The 16,415-nt window shown below is 50.7% G+C and carries 14 protein-coding genes and 1 riboswitch; of the genes, 10 read left to right on the forward strand and 4 right to left on the reverse strand.

Going from position 1 to position 16,415, the window contains the following annotated elements; translation table 11 throughout:
- The first annotated feature begins 73 nt into the window (after positions 1 to 73).
- The 4 genes from gcvT to Q0V82_RS04620 all read left to right on the forward strand — a co-directional run bounded on the left by gcvT (position 74) and on the right by Q0V82_RS04620 (position 5,892).
- Complete coding sequence (gcvT, locus tag Q0V82_RS04605; protein WP_297573081.1) at positions 74 to 1,180, forward strand: glycine cleavage system aminomethyltransferase GcvT; 1,107 nt, start codon at positions 74 to 76, stop codon at positions 1,178 to 1,180.
- 94 nt (positions 1,181 to 1,274) lie between these two features.
- Entirely contained in the window at positions 1,275 to 1,661 is a 387-nt protein-coding gene (gene gcvH, locus Q0V82_RS04610; RefSeq protein WP_374758525.1) for a glycine cleavage system protein GcvH, read from the forward strand.
- A gap of 217 nt (positions 1,662 to 1,878) precedes the next feature.
- Positions 1,879 to 4,764 carry an aminomethyl-transferring glycine dehydrogenase gene (gene gcvP, locus Q0V82_RS04615; protein ID WP_297573082.1) on the forward strand — a complete coding sequence of 962 codons (2,886 nt, stop codon included), beginning with the start codon at positions 1,879 to 1,881 and terminating at the stop codon, positions 4,762 to 4,764.
- 243 nt (positions 4,765 to 5,007) lie between these two features.
- Positions 5,008 to 5,892, forward strand: coding sequence for a DUF6268 family outer membrane beta-barrel protein (locus tag Q0V82_RS04620; RefSeq protein ID WP_297573083.1), 885 nt, complete (start codon positions 5,008 to 5,010; stop codon positions 5,890 to 5,892).
- A gap of 327 nt (positions 5,893 to 6,219) precedes the next feature.
- On the opposite strand, the gene Q0V82_RS04625 is transcribed toward Q0V82_RS04620, so the two are convergent.
- From Q0V82_RS04625 to Q0V82_RS04640, 4 genes are all read right to left on the reverse strand, one after another.
- Positions 6,220 to 6,672 (reverse strand): GNAT family N-acetyltransferase, encoded by a 453-nt coding sequence (locus Q0V82_RS04625; RefSeq protein WP_297573084.1) that lies wholly within the window; start codon positions 6,670 to 6,672, stop codon positions 6,220 to 6,222.
- Positions 6,673 to 7,375: 703 nt separating this feature from the next.
- Positions 7,376 to 8,401: a cytochrome d ubiquinol oxidase subunit II gene (locus Q0V82_RS04630; RefSeq protein WP_297573085.1), complete on the reverse strand. Its 1,026-nt coding sequence runs from the start codon at positions 8,399 to 8,401 to the stop codon at positions 7,376 to 7,378.
- Position 8,402: 1 nt separating this feature from the next.
- Positions 8,403 to 9,734, reverse strand: coding sequence for a cytochrome ubiquinol oxidase subunit I (locus Q0V82_RS04635; protein ID WP_297573086.1), 1,332 nt, complete (start codon positions 9,732 to 9,734; stop codon positions 8,403 to 8,405).
- 9 nt (positions 9,735 to 9,743) lie between these two features.
- A complete protein-coding gene (locus Q0V82_RS04640; protein ID WP_297573087.1) occupies positions 9,744 to 10,304 on the reverse strand; it encodes a GbsR/MarR family transcriptional regulator in 561 nt (186 codons plus the stop codon).
- A 198-nt stretch (positions 10,305 to 10,502) separates the two neighbouring features.
- Positions 10,503 to 10,768, forward strand: a riboswitch (cobalamin riboswitch).
- A 5-nt stretch (positions 10,769 to 10,773) separates the two neighbouring features.
- Here Q0V82_RS04640 and Q0V82_RS04645 point away from each other — a divergent pair.
- The 6 genes from Q0V82_RS04645 to cobO are packed head-to-tail and all read left to right on the forward strand — an operon-like array spanning position 10,774 to position 16,207.
- Complete coding sequence (locus Q0V82_RS04645) at positions 10,774 to 10,896, forward strand: hypothetical protein (RefSeq protein ID WP_297573088.1); 123 nt, start codon at positions 10,774 to 10,776, stop codon at positions 10,894 to 10,896.
- A complete protein-coding gene (locus Q0V82_RS04650; RefSeq protein ID WP_297573089.1) occupies positions 10,897 to 12,771 on the forward strand; it encodes a TonB-dependent receptor domain-containing protein in 1,875 nt (624 codons plus the stop codon).
- Positions 12,772 to 12,773: 2 nt separating this feature from the next.
- Complete coding sequence (gene cbiB / locus Q0V82_RS04655; RefSeq protein ID WP_297573090.1) at positions 12,774 to 13,727, forward strand: adenosylcobinamide-phosphate synthase CbiB; 954 nt, start codon at positions 12,774 to 12,776, stop codon at positions 13,725 to 13,727.
- Positions 13,720 to 14,772 (forward strand): threonine-phosphate decarboxylase CobD, encoded by a 1,053-nt coding sequence (cobD, locus tag Q0V82_RS04660; protein WP_297573091.1) that lies wholly within the window; start codon positions 13,720 to 13,722, stop codon positions 14,770 to 14,772. The genes cbiB and cobD overlap by 8 nt, the downstream gene beginning before the upstream one ends.
- An 8-nt stretch (positions 14,773 to 14,780) precedes the next feature.
- Complete coding sequence (locus Q0V82_RS04665) at positions 14,781 to 15,569, forward strand: ABC transporter substrate-binding protein (RefSeq protein ID WP_297573092.1); 789 nt, start codon at positions 14,781 to 14,783, stop codon at positions 15,567 to 15,569.
- A gap of 35 nt (positions 15,570 to 15,604) precedes the next feature.
- Positions 15,605 to 16,207, forward strand: a complete 603-nt coding sequence (cobO, locus tag Q0V82_RS04670; protein ID WP_297573093.1) for a cob(I)yrinic acid a,c-diamide adenosyltransferase — start codon at positions 15,605 to 15,607, stop codon at positions 16,205 to 16,207.
- Positions 16,208 to 16,415 lie beyond the last annotated feature (208 nt).

A 16,415-nucleotide genomic window follows, 5' to 3' on the forward strand; every position in this document is an offset into this window, starting at 1 on the left:
GTCAGGACAGAGGGGTGTTGCCCGCCGCGCTATAGGCCGTCGGACTTAGAGGGCTATACCCTAAGGAACCCCAATGACAACCAAAACTACACCACTGTATGAATCTCACCTTGCTGCGAACGCCAAAATGGTTGATTTCGCCGGCTGGTTGATGCCGATTCATTACGGATCACAACTTAAAGAACACGAAATTGTACGCACTGACGCCGGCATGTTTGATGTGTCGCATATGTGCGTGCTCGATATCGTCGGTAGTGAAGCTAAAGCGTTTTTACGTTTTTTGCTTGCCAATGATGTCGAAAAACTCAGTACTGAAGGTAAAGCTTTGTATTCGGGGATGTTAACGCCTGAGGGCACGGTGATCGACGATTTGATCGTTTACCTAACGCATTACGGCTACCGCATGGTGGTCAATGCCGGCACCGCCGACAAAGACATCGCGTGGATGCTCAAGCAAGCCGCCAACTTTGACGTGCAACTGCATGTGCGCCGCGAATTGGCGATGATTGCGATTCAAGGCCCTAACGCCATCGCCAAAGTATGCAAAGTCATCCACGAAGACTGGGAAGACGCGGTGAATGCGCTGAATGTGTTTCAAGGCTTTCCTTTTGGTCCAGTTGAAGACGGCTGGTTTATTGCCCGCACCGGTTATACCGGCGAAGATGGTTTAGAGATCATGTTGCCAAGCGACGAAGCAGCCGCCTTTTGGCAAGCTTTGCTGAGCGTTGGCATTGCGCCAATCGGCTTGGGCGCGCGCGACACTTTGCGCCTTGAGGCCGGTATGAATTTGTACGGTCACGACATGGACGAAACCATTTCACCATTGGCGGCCGGCATGGGTTGGACCATTGCTTGGCAACCGGCTGAGCGTGATTTTATTGGCCGCGCAGCACTTGAGGCTGAACGCGCGGCAGGTGTGGCGTTGAAGCAAGTGGGTTTGGTGCTCGAAGGTCGTGGCGTTTTGCGCGAAGGTCAAATTGTTGCAGTGGCTGGCGTAGGCCAAGGCGTGATTACCAGCGGCACGTTTTCACCAACGCTCAAGCATTCCGTGGCCATCGCCCGCGTTCCTGCAGCAACTAAAGACACCGACACGGTGCAAGTGGACTTACGCGGCACGCTGACCGACGTTCGCGTGGTGAAAATGCCGTTTGTACGCAATGGTAAAAAAGTGTTTGCATAAATAATTCGGGGAGTGGGGAGTAGAAAGTGGGGAGTCAACCCTGTTTCTGCGCCCAGCTCCCAAATCTCAAATCTCAAATCCCTAAGGAAAAATCATGAGCCATATTCCAGCCGAACTTAAATACGTTAACAGCCACGAATGGCTGCGTTTAGAAGCCGACGGCACGGTGACCATCGGCATTACCGATCACGCCCAAGAATTATTGGGCGATATCGTGTTTGTTGAATTGCCACAAGTGGGTGATGAATTAGCCGCCGACGCCACCGCCGGCGTGGTTGAATCAGTGAAAGCCGCATCCGATGTGTACGCACCGATTGCCGGTGAAGTGGTCGCGGTGAACGAGGCTTTGGTGGACGCGCCAGAATTGGCCAATACCGAGCCCTACGGCGCAGCTTGGTTTTTCCGCGTTAAACCGGCCGATGCATCGGTGCTCGATGGCTTGATGACGGCAGAACAATACGCCAAAGAAATCGGCGTTTAAAAACAACACCTGACGCAGAGGCGCAGAGGCGCAGAGAAAGTCTAAAAGTCTTGATGATGTTTTTTTGCAGAAACGTCGCTTAGGGTCGACAAGCTTGGTCGATTTAAGCGGCGGCTTGAAAGCGACCCTAAATTAAGACCTTAGTTTTAAGATTTTCTCTGCGTCTTTGCGCCTCTGCGTTGAAAGGTTTTAAATTTTCAACCATTCTAGGTGCTTCATGTCGCTCTCTACACTGTTTAATCACGAAGAATTTATTGCTCGGCATATTGGCCCCAATGCGGCTGATCAAGCGGCGATGCTGGCGCAAATTGGCGCGAGCTCGATTGAAGATTTAGTCGCGCAAACTATTCCGGACGATATTCGCTTTAAGCAAAAATTGCCTCTGCCGGATGCGGTTTCTGAAGTGGACGCTTTGGCGAAAATTCGCGCTATTGCGGCTAAAAATATCGTTAATCACAGCTTTATTGGTCTGGGCTATTACCCCAATATCACGCCGAATGTGATTTTGCGTAATGTGCTCGAAAATCCAGGCTGGTATACCGCCTACACGCCGTATCAAGCCGAAATCGCCCAAGGTCGTTTAGAAGCTTTGCTCAATTACCAGCAAATGATTATCGATATGACGGGGCTGGATTTGGCCAATGCGTCGCTTCTTGATGAAGCGACGGCAGCGGCCGAAGCGATGGCGATGGCGCGGCGGATTTCGAAAGTCAAAGCCGAGAAATTCTTCGTAGATGAACAGGTATTGCCACAGACACTCGATGTAGTAAAGACTCGCGCGCAATACTTCGGGTTTGAGCTCGTCATCGGCGCGGCAACTGCCGCGGGTGACGATGATTATTTTGGTGCTTTGCTGCAATATCCGGGTGCTGATGGTGCCGTGCGTGATTTAACTGCGCCGATTGCAGCGCTTAAAGCGCGTGGTGGTGTGGCGATTGTTGCGGCGGATTTATTAGCTTTGGCGCTACTTAAATCGCCGGCGGAAATGGGCGCGGATGTAGCGATTGGTAGTAGTCAGCGCTTTGGCATTCCAATGGGTTTTGGTGGCCCACACGCCGCGTATTTTGCCTTTAAAGATGAGATGAAGCGCTCGGCACCAGGCCGAATTATTGGTGTATCGATTGATGCCAAAGGTAAAACTGCGCTGCGTATGGCGCTGCAAACCCGCGAGCAACATATTCGCCGTGAGAAGGCCAATTCAAACATCTGTACCTCGCAAGTACTGCTTGCCAATATGGCGGGGATGTACGCTGTGTATCACGGCCCAGCGGGGATTAAACGCATTGCTGAGCGCACGCATCGCTTGGCGAGTTTGTTTGCGCAAGGCGTTCGGTTCGCCAACGGTTCGGGTGGGGCGGCGGAAAAAATCCTTCACGACGCGTTTTTTGATACGGTGCAAGTCAATACTGGCGCGCAAACGGCGAGCATTTACGCCGCAGCCTTGGCGGCAGGTTACAACTTGCTGCAAGTATCTGATTCAGTCTTGAGCGTGGCTTTTCATGAAGCCGCGACGCAAAAAGATTTGGCGACTTTGATTCAGTTGTTTACTGGTCAATCTGCTGATTTGGCCGCTTTGGATGCTGCAACGGCGGCAGTGATTCCCGCTGCGCTGCAACGCACCTCAAACTATTTAACGCACCCAGTATTTAATCGCTACCACACCGAACACGAAATGCTGCGTTACCTAAAACGCCTCGAAAATCGTGATTTGGCGATGAATCATTCGATGATTTCATTGGGCAGTTGCACCATGAAACTCAATGCCACCAGCGAAATGATTCCGGTTACTTGGGCTGAATTTGGCAATATCCATCCGTTTGCACCGCAAGCGCAAACGCTGGGTTACTTTGAAATGATTAATGGCCTCGCCGATCAGCTCAAAGCGATTACGGGGTTTGACGCGATTTGTATGCAGCCCAATTCAGGCGCGCAGGGCGAATACGCCGGTTTGTTGGCAATTCGTCGATATCACGACAGCCGCAATGAAGCGCATCGCGATATTTGCTTAATTCCAAAATCTGCGCACGGCACTAATCCGGCAACGGCGCAAATGATGGGCCTTAAAGTTGTGGTGGTCGATTGTGATGACAGCGGTAACGTTGATTTGTCTGATCTGAAAGCCAAGGCTGAATTACACGGTGCGAATTTGGCGGCGTTGATGCTGACTTACCCATCAACGCATGGCGTGTTTGAAACGGCAGTTAAAGAAATCTGCGCGACGGTACATCAGTTTGGCGGCCAAGTGTATATGGATGGCGCAAATTTGAATGCGCAAGTTGGCTTGACGCGCCCAGCCGATATCGGTGCAGACGTTAGCCATATGAATTTGCACAAAACCTTCTGCATTCCGCACGGCGGCGGCGGACCTGGCATGGGGCCGATTGGTATGAAAGCGCATCTAGCGCCGTTTATGTCCAATCACGCGGTGGCCAATATCGATCAAGGTGACGCCAGCGTCGCGCAAGGTCAATCAGCCGTATCGGCCGCGCCATTTGGTTCGGCGTCGATTTTGCCAATTTCGTGGATGTATATCACGATGATGGGTGCGGGCGGCGTTAAGCATGCTACGGAAATCGCGCTCCTTAATGCCAATTACATGATGCAGCAATTGTCGGCGCATTATCCGGTGCTATATACCGGCGCGAATGGCCGCGTGGCGCATGAATGTATTATTGATATTCGCCCGCTCAAAGCTGCCAGTGGCATTACTGAAGTCGATATCGCCAAACGCTTGATGGATTATGGCTTTCACGCGCCGACGATGAGTTTTCCGGTGGCGGGTACTTTGATGATTGAGCCGACGGAGTCAGAATCCAAAGCTGAACTCGATCGTTTTATTGCGGCGATGATTTCGATTCGCCAAGAAATCGATCAAGTGCAAGCCGGTGTTTGGCCAGCGGAGAATAATCCATTGAGAAACGCACCACACAGCAAAAACGACATCGCTACCGATTGGGATCGTCCGTATTCGCGTGAAGTGGCGTTTTTCCCCTTGCCTTACGTGCTGGATAATAAATTTTGGCCGTCGGTGAATCGGATTGACGATGTGTATGGCGACCGCAATTTGATTTGTGCTTGCCCGAGCATGGATCAATACGAGTAATTACGGTCGTTTTGTTTACGGTCGTTTTGTTGAGTGGTGTTGATGCTTGAGCTATGCGGTATGGTATCAACCGCCATCTGAATATCGCCCAGTTAAATAGCCCCGCCGAAGTTTGGCGGGGTATTTTTATGTCTGCAAACTGACAAATGAACATCGACGCGACACTGCCGCTAAATAAATCGCGTTGCGCAAAAGGTATCGCTAAACTCGCGAGCAAATTCTTACTTTATATCGATTTTTTGAATGAAAAAAACCTTAATCACGGCACTTTTGGCTTTATTGCCATGGTGCGCCGTCGCGAGTGAAGCGACGATCAATTACAGCGTAACGCCGGTGGTAATGCCCAATGCGGATTTAGATGCTGGTGGCGAAGTCAGTAGCGAATGGCTGATCGCATCGCTGAGCGTGAATCAGCAAATTGATGCGCAGCACAGCCTTGGTTTGGCGCTAACCGCCAGTCAACAGCAATGGCATTTTGATTCGCCAGTAGCTTGGGGCGGAAAAACGCCGTGGCAAGATTTAAATCGGCTGGAACTCTCAATGCCTTATCGTTTTGTAACTGCGGACGGTTGGATTTTTGGCGTAACGCCCGGCGTGCAATATGCTGCCGAAGCGGGGGCTGATCAGGGCGAAAGTATCAATTGGGGCGGCAATGCCTATGTGGCGCATTATTTCTCGCCGCGCTTAATGCTGGGTTTAGGGGTGAGCGCGTGGCAGAGTTTTGATGAAAACGTGGTGTTTCCATTTGTATTACTCAATTGGCAAATTAGCGATCAGCTGACCTTAAAAAACCCCTTTGTCGCCGGTCCCGTTGGCCCTGCAGGCTTGGAGTTGTCGTGGAAAGCATCAAGTGTTTGGGATTTTGCCGCCGGTGGCACATGGCGCAGTTATCAAACTCGCTTAGCGAGTGACAACCCGATTGCCGCCAATGGCATTTTAGAAAACAACTCGGTGCCCTTATTTGTTCGCGCCGGTTATCAATTTGCGCCCAGCACACGCTTAGATTTCTATGCCGGCGCGGCACTAAATGGCGAATTTAAAATCCGTAATCAACAAGGCGATGCTTTGATTAGTGAAAGCTACGCCACGATGCCATTTTTGGGGCTGAGTTTGTCGGGGCGGTTTTAATCAAAACTTTGCCCTTATATTGTGTATTTAGAAAGCCAATGGTCTTGTAGGGTCGGCTTTAGCCGACGGCGCATAAATAATGCGCTCGTATGCAAGCGACCTTAAAAAATCAGCTGAATACAAAAAATAAGCAAGAATATTTGAGCTAGGTATATTACTGTAGCGCTTATTCACTGTGCTTTATAGCCCAATACCTATTAGCTAAGTGGTTTGCTTGAGGGCAATGCAATCTAGATTGGCACTGGTGGATTGATTGTTTTTTTCGGTCACCGATTGCTGCGAATTTTGCTTTTAAGTTAAAGCGCCATCATCAAGATGGCGCTTTTTTTATGTGCTGTGTACCGGCGTGAGTAGATTAAATTTGGTTTGCTCGGTGGCAACGCAGCCCAGCTTTCGGTAGAAAGCATGCGCTTCAGGTCTATGGTTGCCACTGATGATTTCGATTCTGGGTGCTTGATGCTCAGTGGCAAAATCAATGGCCGCCTGCATTAGCGCAGATCCAAGGCCTTGGCCGCGAGATGCGGTATCGACGACCAGCCCAGTGATTTTGCCGAGTAGGGCGCTGCAATGCAGCATGGGCAAAAGATGGATGCCCACTAAACCGAGCGGGGTGTTGTTCTCTTTTGTGCAGGCAACAAATAGTGCATTAAATGGCGTTGCCATATATGCAATGCGCTGTGCGGCCTCGTCTGTGCTGGCGGGGTAGCCCAGTTGTGTGAGTAACAGGGCAATATGCATTGCATCGCCGGCGGTGGCTCGGCGGATTAAGTGTTGATTCATCGTCGAAGGCGGGGCAGATAAAGTCAGTATCTTACACACAAATCAGCATTGTGAAATCAATTCGTCGGAATTGGCCCGCCGCGCCGCCCGCAACCCTGGTTTAGGTTTGAGTGGCGAAGCTAGAAAATTTTTTTTTGGTTTTTCGCCTTTGGCGAAAAGGTCGCTGCGTAGGGTGTGCAAATTGTAATTTGCGCACGCGGGGTGCCGCTTGGTGATTGGATTGTCTGTTGGTGCCGCGTGGCGTTTTGTATTGCGCACTTCGGTCCGCGTGCGCAAACCCTTTGCACAAGCAACCCCCGCAAAGTGTGGCTGCCGCCCGCCGCGCCGCCCGCGCAACCCTGGTTTAGGTTTGAGTGGCGAAGCTAGAAAATTTTTTTGGGTTTTTCGCCTTTGGCGAAAAAAAAGCGAAAAATCCTCGAAAAAGGCCCGTTTTCTCCTACGGAGAACCGTGATTTCTCCTGCGGAGATTTGATTTCTCCTACGGAGATTTGTTTTTTCGCCTGCGGCGAAGGATGCTCGGCTACGCCTGCGCCAAGGTTTTTAGTTTGGGTGCGTGATTTTTACGGATTGAGTTAAATCCCCGCAGCAAGTTCAGCATCCATAGATTGATGCCGAGGTTGATATTGAATGAGATCAAAAAGAAGAGGGCGTTAAAAAAGCCATCCCGCAGGATGGCTTAAATCGGTTACGCAATCGCGGTGCTTTACTCGTAGCTGAGCTCGCCTGCTTTACCCCAAAATACGTAGTAAGAATAAATCGTGTAGCCAATAATCGTTGGTAACACAATCGCTGCGCCGCAGAACATAATCAGCAAGGCTTCTGGGCTGCTCGCGGCTTGCCAGATGGTAAGTTGATCGATGACCAAGTGCGGAAAAATACTAAACACCAAGCCAAAGAACGACAATAAAACAATACCCACCGTGGCGGTAAATGGAATCCAGCAAAAATTATCATTGCCGTTTCTTTGGCGTTGCGCCAAGCGCGGTAGCGCAAAGCCGATCACGGCAAATAAAATCGCCGTCATTAATGGCACTGGCGCGAGTAAAAATACGTTAGGCACTGAAAACCACAGCGCAAATACGCGTGGGCTAATCCACGGCGTTGCTACCGACACCAACACCGTTGCCAAAATGGCAATCCATAAACTGCCTTGCGCCCAAACAATCGCCCGCTGCTGCAACTTGCCGGTTGATTTCATCAACAACCAGCCCGCGCCCAATAGAGCGTACGCTGCGGCCAAACTTACGCCAACCAATAGTGCAAAGCCCCAGGCGCCCCAGCCCGGTGCAAAACCGGTGATGTAGCGACCGAGCATCACGCCTTGCGAAACGGTGGCCAGTAATGAGCCAACAAAAAACAGTCGATTCCACAGTGGTTGGTGATGTGCTCGCGCTTTAACGCGAAAATCAAACGCTACGCCGCGCAAAATCAGGCCCAATAACATCAGCGCCACCGGTAAATACAGCGCGGTTAAAATAATGCCGTGTGCTAAAGGAAAGGCCACCAGTAACAGGCCAACCCCTAACACCAACCACGTTTCATTCGCGTCCCAAAATGGGCCGATTGACGCGATCATTTTGTCTTTTTCTTTGGTATCGGTTTCTAGCTCAAGCAAAATGCCAACGCCAAGGTCATACCCATCTAAAACGACGTAGGCGAACATCGAAACCACCATCAAGCCAGCAAAAATCACTGGCAGCCAGTAGGCCAAATCAATTGTGCTCAACATATTATTGCTCCTGAGCAGGGTGGCCTGCTTTCTTAGCGAGGTAAAACACCACCGAAATATAAGAAACGAGTAAAAAGGCGTAGAGCGTGAGGTACATGATTAAGGTGCTTAAAATCATGCCGCCGCCGACGTTCGACGCCGCATCGCTGGTTTTAAGTACGCCATACACCAGCCAAGGTTGACGACCAATTTCAGTCACATACCAGCCAGCCACAGTGGCGACCCAACCGCTAAATGTCATGCCAATCAAAAGCTTGCAGACCATAGGCGACAAGGTTTTGCCACCGCGCAATTGCCAAGCCGCGAGCCAGCTCACCAAGAGCATTAACATGCCCACGCCAACCATTACGCGAAAACTCCAAAACACTTTGGCCACCGGTGGGTGATCCGCAAATTCGCTAATGCCTTGCAATTCACCATTCAGATCGTGCGTTAAGATCAAGCTGGCTAGTTTTGGAATCGCAATCGCGTAATCATTGCTTTGGGTTTCTGCATTCGGTAGTGCAAACAAAGTCAGCGGTGCACCGCGTTCGGTATGCCAAATGCCTTCAATGGCGGCGATTTTTGCCGGTTGATGTTTGAGCGTATTAATGCCGTGCATATCGCCGATCAAAATTTGCAGTGGAATCAATGCCGCAGCCAGAAAAACACCGGTTTTGAGTGAGGCCATAATGCTGGCGTCCCGCTGGCCTTTAAGCCAACGAAAAGCAGACACGCCCGCGAGTAAAAACGCCACCGTCAGACCGGACGCGACTAGCATATGGCTTAGGTGATACGGCATTGAAGGATTAAAAATAATCGCTAACCAATCGGTGGCATGCGCTTGGCCGTTAATCATTTCAAAGCCAACTGGCGTTTGCATCCAAGAATTGAGCACAATAATCCAGAAAGCCGACAGCGTAGTGCCGCCTGCAACTAGCACGGTCGCTAGCGTATGAATTCGATTGCTGACTTTTTTCTGGCCAAACAACATAATGCCCAAGAAAGTCGCCTCAAGGAAAAACGCCGTTAGCACTTCATACGCCAACAGTGGCCCCGCAATATTGCCGACGGTTTTCATAAAACCGGGCCAATTGGTGCCAAATTGAAAACTCATCGTAATGCCGGTCACCACCCCCAGCGCAAAAGTCAGTGCAAAAATTTTGACCCAAAAGCCATAGGCATCCAGCCATTTTTGCTCGCCGGTGGCGTTAAAGCGCAGTTTAAAAAACAGCAATGCCCAGCCCATAGCGATGCTAATCGTTGGGAATAAAATATGAAAAGTGATATTGGCGGCAAATTGAATTCGCGCTAATACAATCGGGTCCAGTAGACCGGTGGCTTCGGGCAGCATGGTGATTCCTTATTCTTTCTCGCTGACGCGAGGGAATGATAATTTCTGTTTAAACTCTAAAAACTTTTGTACTTGAGCGCCGAGTGTCATCAGTTTTTTCAGCGTTTCAACGTCTAATTTTTGTATGTCGCTAAACCAACTAGTGGTCAGGTCAATCAAATCGTGCATTTGCCCCATTCGGGCTTGTGCGTGGCGCTCGGCTTCGTTGGCCGGCGTTTCCATCAATGCTTCGCGTAGCATCGACAAGGTCGGTTCAACCTCGCGTTTTTTTCTTTCGTCGGCCAGCGTTTTAAAAATTGCCCATACGTCCTCGGGTGTTGAATAGTATTCGCGGCGATCCCCCGGGAAATGCTGCAATTTCACCAATCGCCAAGACTCCAGCTCTTTTAATCCCATGCTGACATTTGAGCGGGAAAAACCCAGTGCCTCGGCCATTTCATCGGCGTTAAGCGGCTTTTCGCTGACAAACAGCAGGGCGTACATTTGCCCAACAGTGCGATTAATGCCCCAGCGGCTACCCATTTCACCAAAGTGCAGCACAAAAGATTGAATCAAAGGAGTGAGGTTCATGTATGTTTTGAATTTTCAGTAATTTGTGAAATTTGATGTAAATCATATTCTGCGCAGAAAAATATTGCAATCTAGAAAATCAATTCTAGCTGACCGCTGGCGGCTAAATCCTTGTTTTAATGTTGTAAGTTGCTTGGGACTATTTTCGAATTAAGCATTAGTCATATTCCAGAAAGGTGGCTACGTGGCGTTTACGTTACAATGCCCGCCATTCAAGGTGATTGATCGTGTAAGCGATTCAATTTAAACGGGAAACAGGTTTAAACCCTGTGCTGCCCCTGCAACGGTATTTCAGTGTGGATTCATCACAAAACACAGCGTAGCAACGATGCGCTTTGCTTTAGCCACTGCCTCAATGTTTTGCGTTTGTTGGTCGTTATCGGTCATTCAAGCGCAGCAGCAGGTGGGAAGGCGATGTATTTTTCTGATTAGCCCGGAGACCGGCCTTGTTGCTCGCAATTGAGCGAGATTGACGCACTGGCAGGGACGCCGTGGCGGAATGGTCTTTGTCGTTGATACGATGGTGATGTGTTCTGCGCGGTTTCCTGTTTTTAATATGCAATATGCAACGGGCGTATTGCCGGAGACCTAAATGAACACCAGTATTAGCAAGACATACCTATTGATTTTGTCGGCCTTAGCCACCTTACCAGCCATGGCCGAAGTCACCCAGCTCGATGATGTGGTCGTGACCGCAACGCGCATTGCGCAGCCACTACGTGATGTGGTCGGTGATGTGACTGTACTCGATCGTGAAGCCATTGCCGCACAAGGCAACTCAAGCTTACAAGAAGTACTCTCGCGTCAACCGGGTATTCAAATTAGCAATTTGGGTGGGCCGGGTAAATCGACTTCGGTTTTCTTACGCGGCGCCAATAATTCGCAAACTTTGGTGTTGATCGACGGGATTAATTTTGGCTCGGCCACACTGGGCGGCGCATCGCTGCAAAATATTCCATTAGATCAAATTGAGCGCGTTGAGATTTTGCGCGGCCCAGCCGCGAGCTTATATGGCAGCGGCGCGATTGGTGGGGTGATCCAGATCTTTACTCGCCAAGGCAAGGCTCAATCGAGTGTCGAAATCGGTTATGGCAATCACAATACTGTCGATGCCAAAGCGACTTTAGCCGGTGGGGATGACGCAACGCGCTATTCAATCACTGCCGCGCATTTTAAAACCGACGGCGTCAACGCCATCGTGAATCCAAAAAACAGCAATTACAATCCTGATCAAGACGGTTATGAAAATAACAGTTTGTCGCTGGCGGCCCAGCATAAAATCAACGCCCAGCATGCATTTGGCGTAAGCGCTTTGGGCGCGTGGGGTGAAAATCATTACGACGGCTCAATCAGTAATGCTGCGTATAAACCGGTGGCACAAAGCTACGATTATCGCGACAAGTCGTTTAACGGTAGCGCCAATATTTGGTCAAAAAACCAATGGAACGACATCTGGACTAGCCATTTAAAAGCCGGCACCAGTATTGATGAGGGCCGCAACTACACCCCATTCTCAGCAACAAATTATCAAGACAAAGTCAGCAAAATCAAAACCCAGCAAAGCTTATTATCGTGGGTGAATGATGTATCGATTTTGGGCGGTACAGTGCAAGTGGGGGCGGAAACGCTAGGGCAAAAAGTCACCAGCGACACCAATTACAGCGTCAATCATCGCCGCATTAATAGCCTGTTGGCGGGTTATTTGGTGACGGTGTCGGATGTAACGCTGCAATTAAATGGTCGGAGCGACGATAATTCTCAATACGGTCGTAATAACACCGGTACGCTGGGTTTGGCTTGGCAGATGAACGATGATTGGTCGCTTGGCACCACCATGGGTACGGCATTTAAAGCGCCAAGCTTTAACGATTTGTATTGGCCAGGTTCGGGTAATCCAAACGTTAAGCCTGAAGAATCTAATAGCAAAGAAGTGTTTGTTCGCTTTGCCAATAATCGCTTCCAAAGCTCGATCACGGTGTATGAAAATAAAGTCACCAATCTGATTGAATGGGCACCGACGCCATCGGGTCTGTGGCAGCCGAGCAATATTGGCACTGCCAAATTAGGTGGCGCAACGCTGACTGCCGATTGGCAATATGCAGGGTATATCGCTGGCGCGAGCTACGATTACCTCGATGCTAAAGATACCTCTACAGGTGCCAATAAAGGCCGTCAATTAGCGCGCCGTGCTAAGCACGCTGGTGTGGCGTATGTGGGTTTACAAACGCCAGTTTGGATGGCGCGCCTTGAAATGCAGGCGCAAGGCCAGCGTTTTGATGATGCCGCTAATAAAAAAGTCTTGGCTGGCTATGCGCTGACTAATTTGGCAGCGAGCTATCAGCTGGATAAAGATTGGTCATTGCACGCTCGCGTGAACAATCTATTTAATCGGGATTACCAAATGGCCACCGATTACGGCAATTTGGGCGTGAATGGCATTGTCAGCGTGCGCTGGCAGCCTAAGTAAGTATGTTGTGGCTTAACCCCACCGGTCTATTGGCGGCATTGTGCATCGCGCTGCTGCTCGAATGGTGCTGGGGTGAGCCACGTCGCTACCACTTTTTGGTCGGCTTTGGCCGACTCGCCACGGGGCTGGCGCAGCGACTCAATCGCGGTGCTGGCTTGGTGCTTCGCGGCGGTTTAGCTTGGCTGATTTTAGTCGGCGGCGCGCTGGGTGTGTTTATTGGGCTGCGCTGGCAAGTTATGCAATATTCGCCGCTGTTGGCGTATGCGCTTGATGCTTGGGCTTTGTGGTTTTCGCTGGGCGCAAACAGTTTATTGGCGCATGTGGCGGCGATTGGCACGCCGTTAATGGCTGGCGATTTACCCTTGGCACGCGCGCAATTGCAAAAAATTGTCAGCCGCGATTGCCAAGCGCTTGATGAATCCCAAGTTGCAGCTGGCGCGGTGGAGTCGTGTTTAGAAAACGGCGCGGATGCGATTTTTGCCAGTTTGTTTTATTTCATGCTGTTGGGCGGCGCTGGCGCGCTTTTACATCGTTTGACCAATACCTTGGATGCGATGTGGGGCTACAAAACGCCAAAATGGCTGCACTTTGGTCGCTGTGCTGCGCGCATGGACGATGCGCTCAATTGGATGCCAGCGCGATTGTGTGCAATGTCTTACGCCTTGCTGGGGAAAACCCGATTGGCGTTGACGGCATGGCGACAGCAAGCACCGCAGTGGGATAGCCCCAATGCCGGTCCCGTGATGGCCGCCGGTGCTGGCGCTTTGGGCATTCGCTTAGGTGGTGCTGCGCCATATCATGGCCAGATTGAGTTGCGGCCAGAATTGGGTTTTGGCCCACTAGCGAGCGCGCCAGATATCGCGCGCAGCATTGAGCTCATTCAAGCCACGCTGGCGTGGTGGTTGGGAGTGATGGTGGTGGTTTTATTGTTCGCGATGGTGATTCATAGTGGCTGATTTTAAACAAGACCGACCATGCCACGCTGCGCCACGGCATGGTGGTAATTTATTGGCAGTACAAGCGCGTTTTGGTGGCGGCGACGCTGATTGGCTCGATTGCTCAACGGGAATTTCGCCTTACAGTTATCCTTTACCCGCGATGCCCGAATCGGTCGCGCAGCGTTTGCCGCAAATCAGCGCTGAGTTTTGGGCGGTGCTTAAAGCTTATTACGGTAGTGCGCAGTGTTTGCCGGTGGCCGGATCGCAAGCGGCGATTGTGGCTTTGCCGCAGTTGCGCGCGCCTTGCCACGTTGGCGTTTTGCGTTTGTCGTATGCCGAGCATGCTTGGCGGTGGCAACAGGCTGGGCATACGGTGAGTTTGCTGGCGCGAAACGAGATCGATGCCGCGCTCGATACGCTGGACGTGCTGATTTTAGTTAATCCCAACAATCCCGATGGTCAGTGCTGGACGGCGCAGCAATTATTGGCGATGCACGACAAATTGGCCGCGCGCGGCGCTTGGTTGATTGTTGATGAAGCGTTTATTGATGTCGATGCTGCAGAGAGTGTGTGTCAAGCTGCGAGCCAGAATAATCGCTCTGGCCTGATTGTTTTGCGCGGCATTGGCAAGTTTTTTGGTTTGGCGGGCTTACGTTTGGGCTTTGTTTTTGCCGATAAAAAGATTTTAGCGGCCTTAGGTGAATATATCGGCCCATGGGCGGTGAGCGGCCCAGCGCTATGGGCAGGGCAATTGGCCTTGGCCGATACGGCTTGGCAGCAAATGCAGCGTTCACGTTTGCTGCAAGAAGCACAAAGCTTAAAAGCGCATTTAATCGCTCAAGGTTTGCCCCCGAGTGGTGATCATCCGCTGATGCAGTTTTGTGTGGTCGATCAAATTGATCAATGGGGGTATGCGCTGGCAGCCAATGGCATATATGCTCGGGTGTTCAATACCCAAGATGTTGGTATTAATGCGCTGCGTTTTGGCGCGTTAACGCTACAGCAACATGCTGAGTTTGCGCAGCGCTTGGCGCGCGCCGCAGCGCAAGTTCAATCGACTTAGGATTCACCATGTTAGGCCCACAAAAAATTGCGTGTTTAAGTAGCGAAACCGTTGAAGTGCTGTATGCCTTGGGGCAACAGCATCGTATTGCAGGGATCTCGGCTTTTTCGCGCCACCCGGCTGGTGTGACTAAAAATCATCCGATTATTTGCGGGTTTTCTAGCGCCAAAGTCGAGAAAATCTTGGCGGTTGAACCCGATTTGATTTTGGCGTATTCAAGCTTACAAGGCGAGATGGTCAAAGAGTGCGTTTTAGCGGGCTATGAAGTGCTGTTTTTTAATCAGCGCAGCATCGCCGGTATTTTTAAGATGATTCGCACCTTGGGTTTATTGCTCGACTGTACTAAGCGCGCCAATGCCTTAATTGCCGAGTTAAACGCACAAATTGCTGCCGCCAAATTAGCCGCGACGCACTTTGCGTGGCGGCCCAAAGTGTATTTCGAAGAGTGGCATACGCCGCTGTATACCGGTATTTTTTGGGTGTCGGAGCTGATCGAGATTGCCGGTGGTGAAGATATTTTTGCATCGATTTCGCCGGCAGTGCGCGCTAAAGATCGCACCGTGACGCCAGAACAAGTGATCGCAGGCGCGCCAGATTTAATTCTTGGTAGTTGGTGTGGGCAAGCTTTTGAGCCGGAATGCGTAGCAGCGCGAGCTGGCTGGGACGGCATTGCTGCAGTGAAAAATCAGCAAGTATTTGCAATCCAAAGCGAAGATTTACTCGTTCCCGGTATTACGGCCATTACCCGTGGCTTGCCGCAGATCCAAGCGTATATTCGCCAGCTGTGCGAGCAGTAAAATCGACTATTTATTTTAATTTCGGAGTTGTCAGCATGAGTCAAGACCTAGCTAAAAACGAGCGCCACACCGCGCGCATGGCGCGTAAAAAAGCGATTATCGACGCGCATATCGCTGAAGCCAATATCGACACCGGCATCATGATTTTGCTGACTGGTAACGGTAAAGGAAAATCATCGTCGGCTTTTGGCATGGTGGCGCGCGCCATTGGTCATGGGCTTAAAGTGGGCGTGGTGCAATTTATTAAAAACCGCACCGACACCGGCGAAGAAGCTTTTTTGGGCCAGCACTGCGAATGGCATGTGATGGGGGACGGGTTTACTTGGGAAACACAAAACTTTGACGCCGACAAAGCCCGCTCAGAAACCGCTTGGGCGATGGCGGCCAAAATGCTGAACGATCCAAGCTACGACGTGGTGGTGCTTGACGAGTTGACGTATTGCTTGTCTTACAAATACCTCGATAAAGACATCGTATTGCGCGATTTAGAATCGCGCCCCGAAATGCAACACGTCGTCGTCACCGGCCGCGCCGCGATTACTGAATTGCATGAAATCGCCGATACCATCACTGTTTTGGCTGATGAAAAACATGCATACAAATCAGGGATCAGAGCGCAGAAGGGTTTGGAATGGTAATTGCCTCTGCGATGGGTGTTTAAGGCTAGGCTGCTCATGTTTTCTTGATGTCAAAAAAACAAGGTAGGGTGTCAATGAGCAACGCGAATTGCACCGTTGCACCGTATGAGGTTGCGCCCAAAGCGCAATTGCTTAGCGGCGCAATTCGCTGCGCTCATTGACACCCTACGATGGTTTCGGTTTGCGCGTTAAGTATTTGATTTGTATC

The organism is uncultured Deefgea sp. (assembly GCF_947072475.1).
Taxonomy (GTDB): Bacteria; Pseudomonadota; Gammaproteobacteria; order Burkholderiales; family Chitinibacteraceae; genus Deefgea.

Bases quoted from the DNA above. Each gene is read 5' to 3' on its own strand.
- gcvT (WP_297573081.1), top strand. From the start codon at position 74: ATGACAACCAAAACTACACCACTGTATGAATCTCACCTTGCTGCGAAC.
- Q0V82_RS04625 (WP_297573084.1), bottom strand. From the start codon at position 6,672: ATGAATCAACACTTAATCCGCCGAGCCACCGCCGGCGATGCAATGCAT.
- gcvP (WP_297573082.1), top strand. From the start codon at position 1,879: ATGTCGCTCTCTACACTGTTTAATCACGAAGAATTTATTGCTCGGCAT.
- cbiB (WP_297573090.1), top strand. From the start codon at position 12,774: ATGTTGTGGCTTAACCCCACCGGTCTATTGGCGGCATTGTGCATCGCG.
- cobO (WP_297573093.1), top strand. From the start codon at position 15,605: ATGAGTCAAGACCTAGCTAAAAACGAGCGCCACACCGCGCGCATGGCG.
- Q0V82_RS04640 (WP_297573087.1), bottom strand. From the start codon at position 10,304: ATGAACCTCACTCCTTTGATTCAATCTTTTGTGCTGCACTTTGGTGAA.
- gcvH (WP_374758525.1), top strand. From the start codon at position 1,275: ATGAGCCATATTCCAGCCGAACTTAAATACGTTAACAGCCACGAATGG.
- Q0V82_RS04635 (WP_297573086.1), bottom strand. From the start codon at position 9,734: ATGCTGCCCGAAGCCACCGGTCTACTGGACCCGATTGTATTAGCGCGA.
- Q0V82_RS04665 (WP_297573092.1), top strand. From the start codon at position 14,781: ATGTTAGGCCCACAAAAAATTGCGTGTTTAAGTAGCGAAACCGTTGAA.
- Q0V82_RS04620 (WP_297573083.1), top strand. From the start codon at position 5,008: ATGAAAAAAACCTTAATCACGGCACTTTTGGCTTTATTGCCATGGTGC.
- Q0V82_RS04630 (WP_297573085.1), bottom strand. From the start codon at position 8,401: ATGTTGAGCACAATTGATTTGGCCTACTGGCTGCCAGTGATTTTTGCT.
- Q0V82_RS04650 (WP_297573089.1), top strand. From the start codon at position 10,897: ATGAACACCAGTATTAGCAAGACATACCTATTGATTTTGTCGGCCTTA.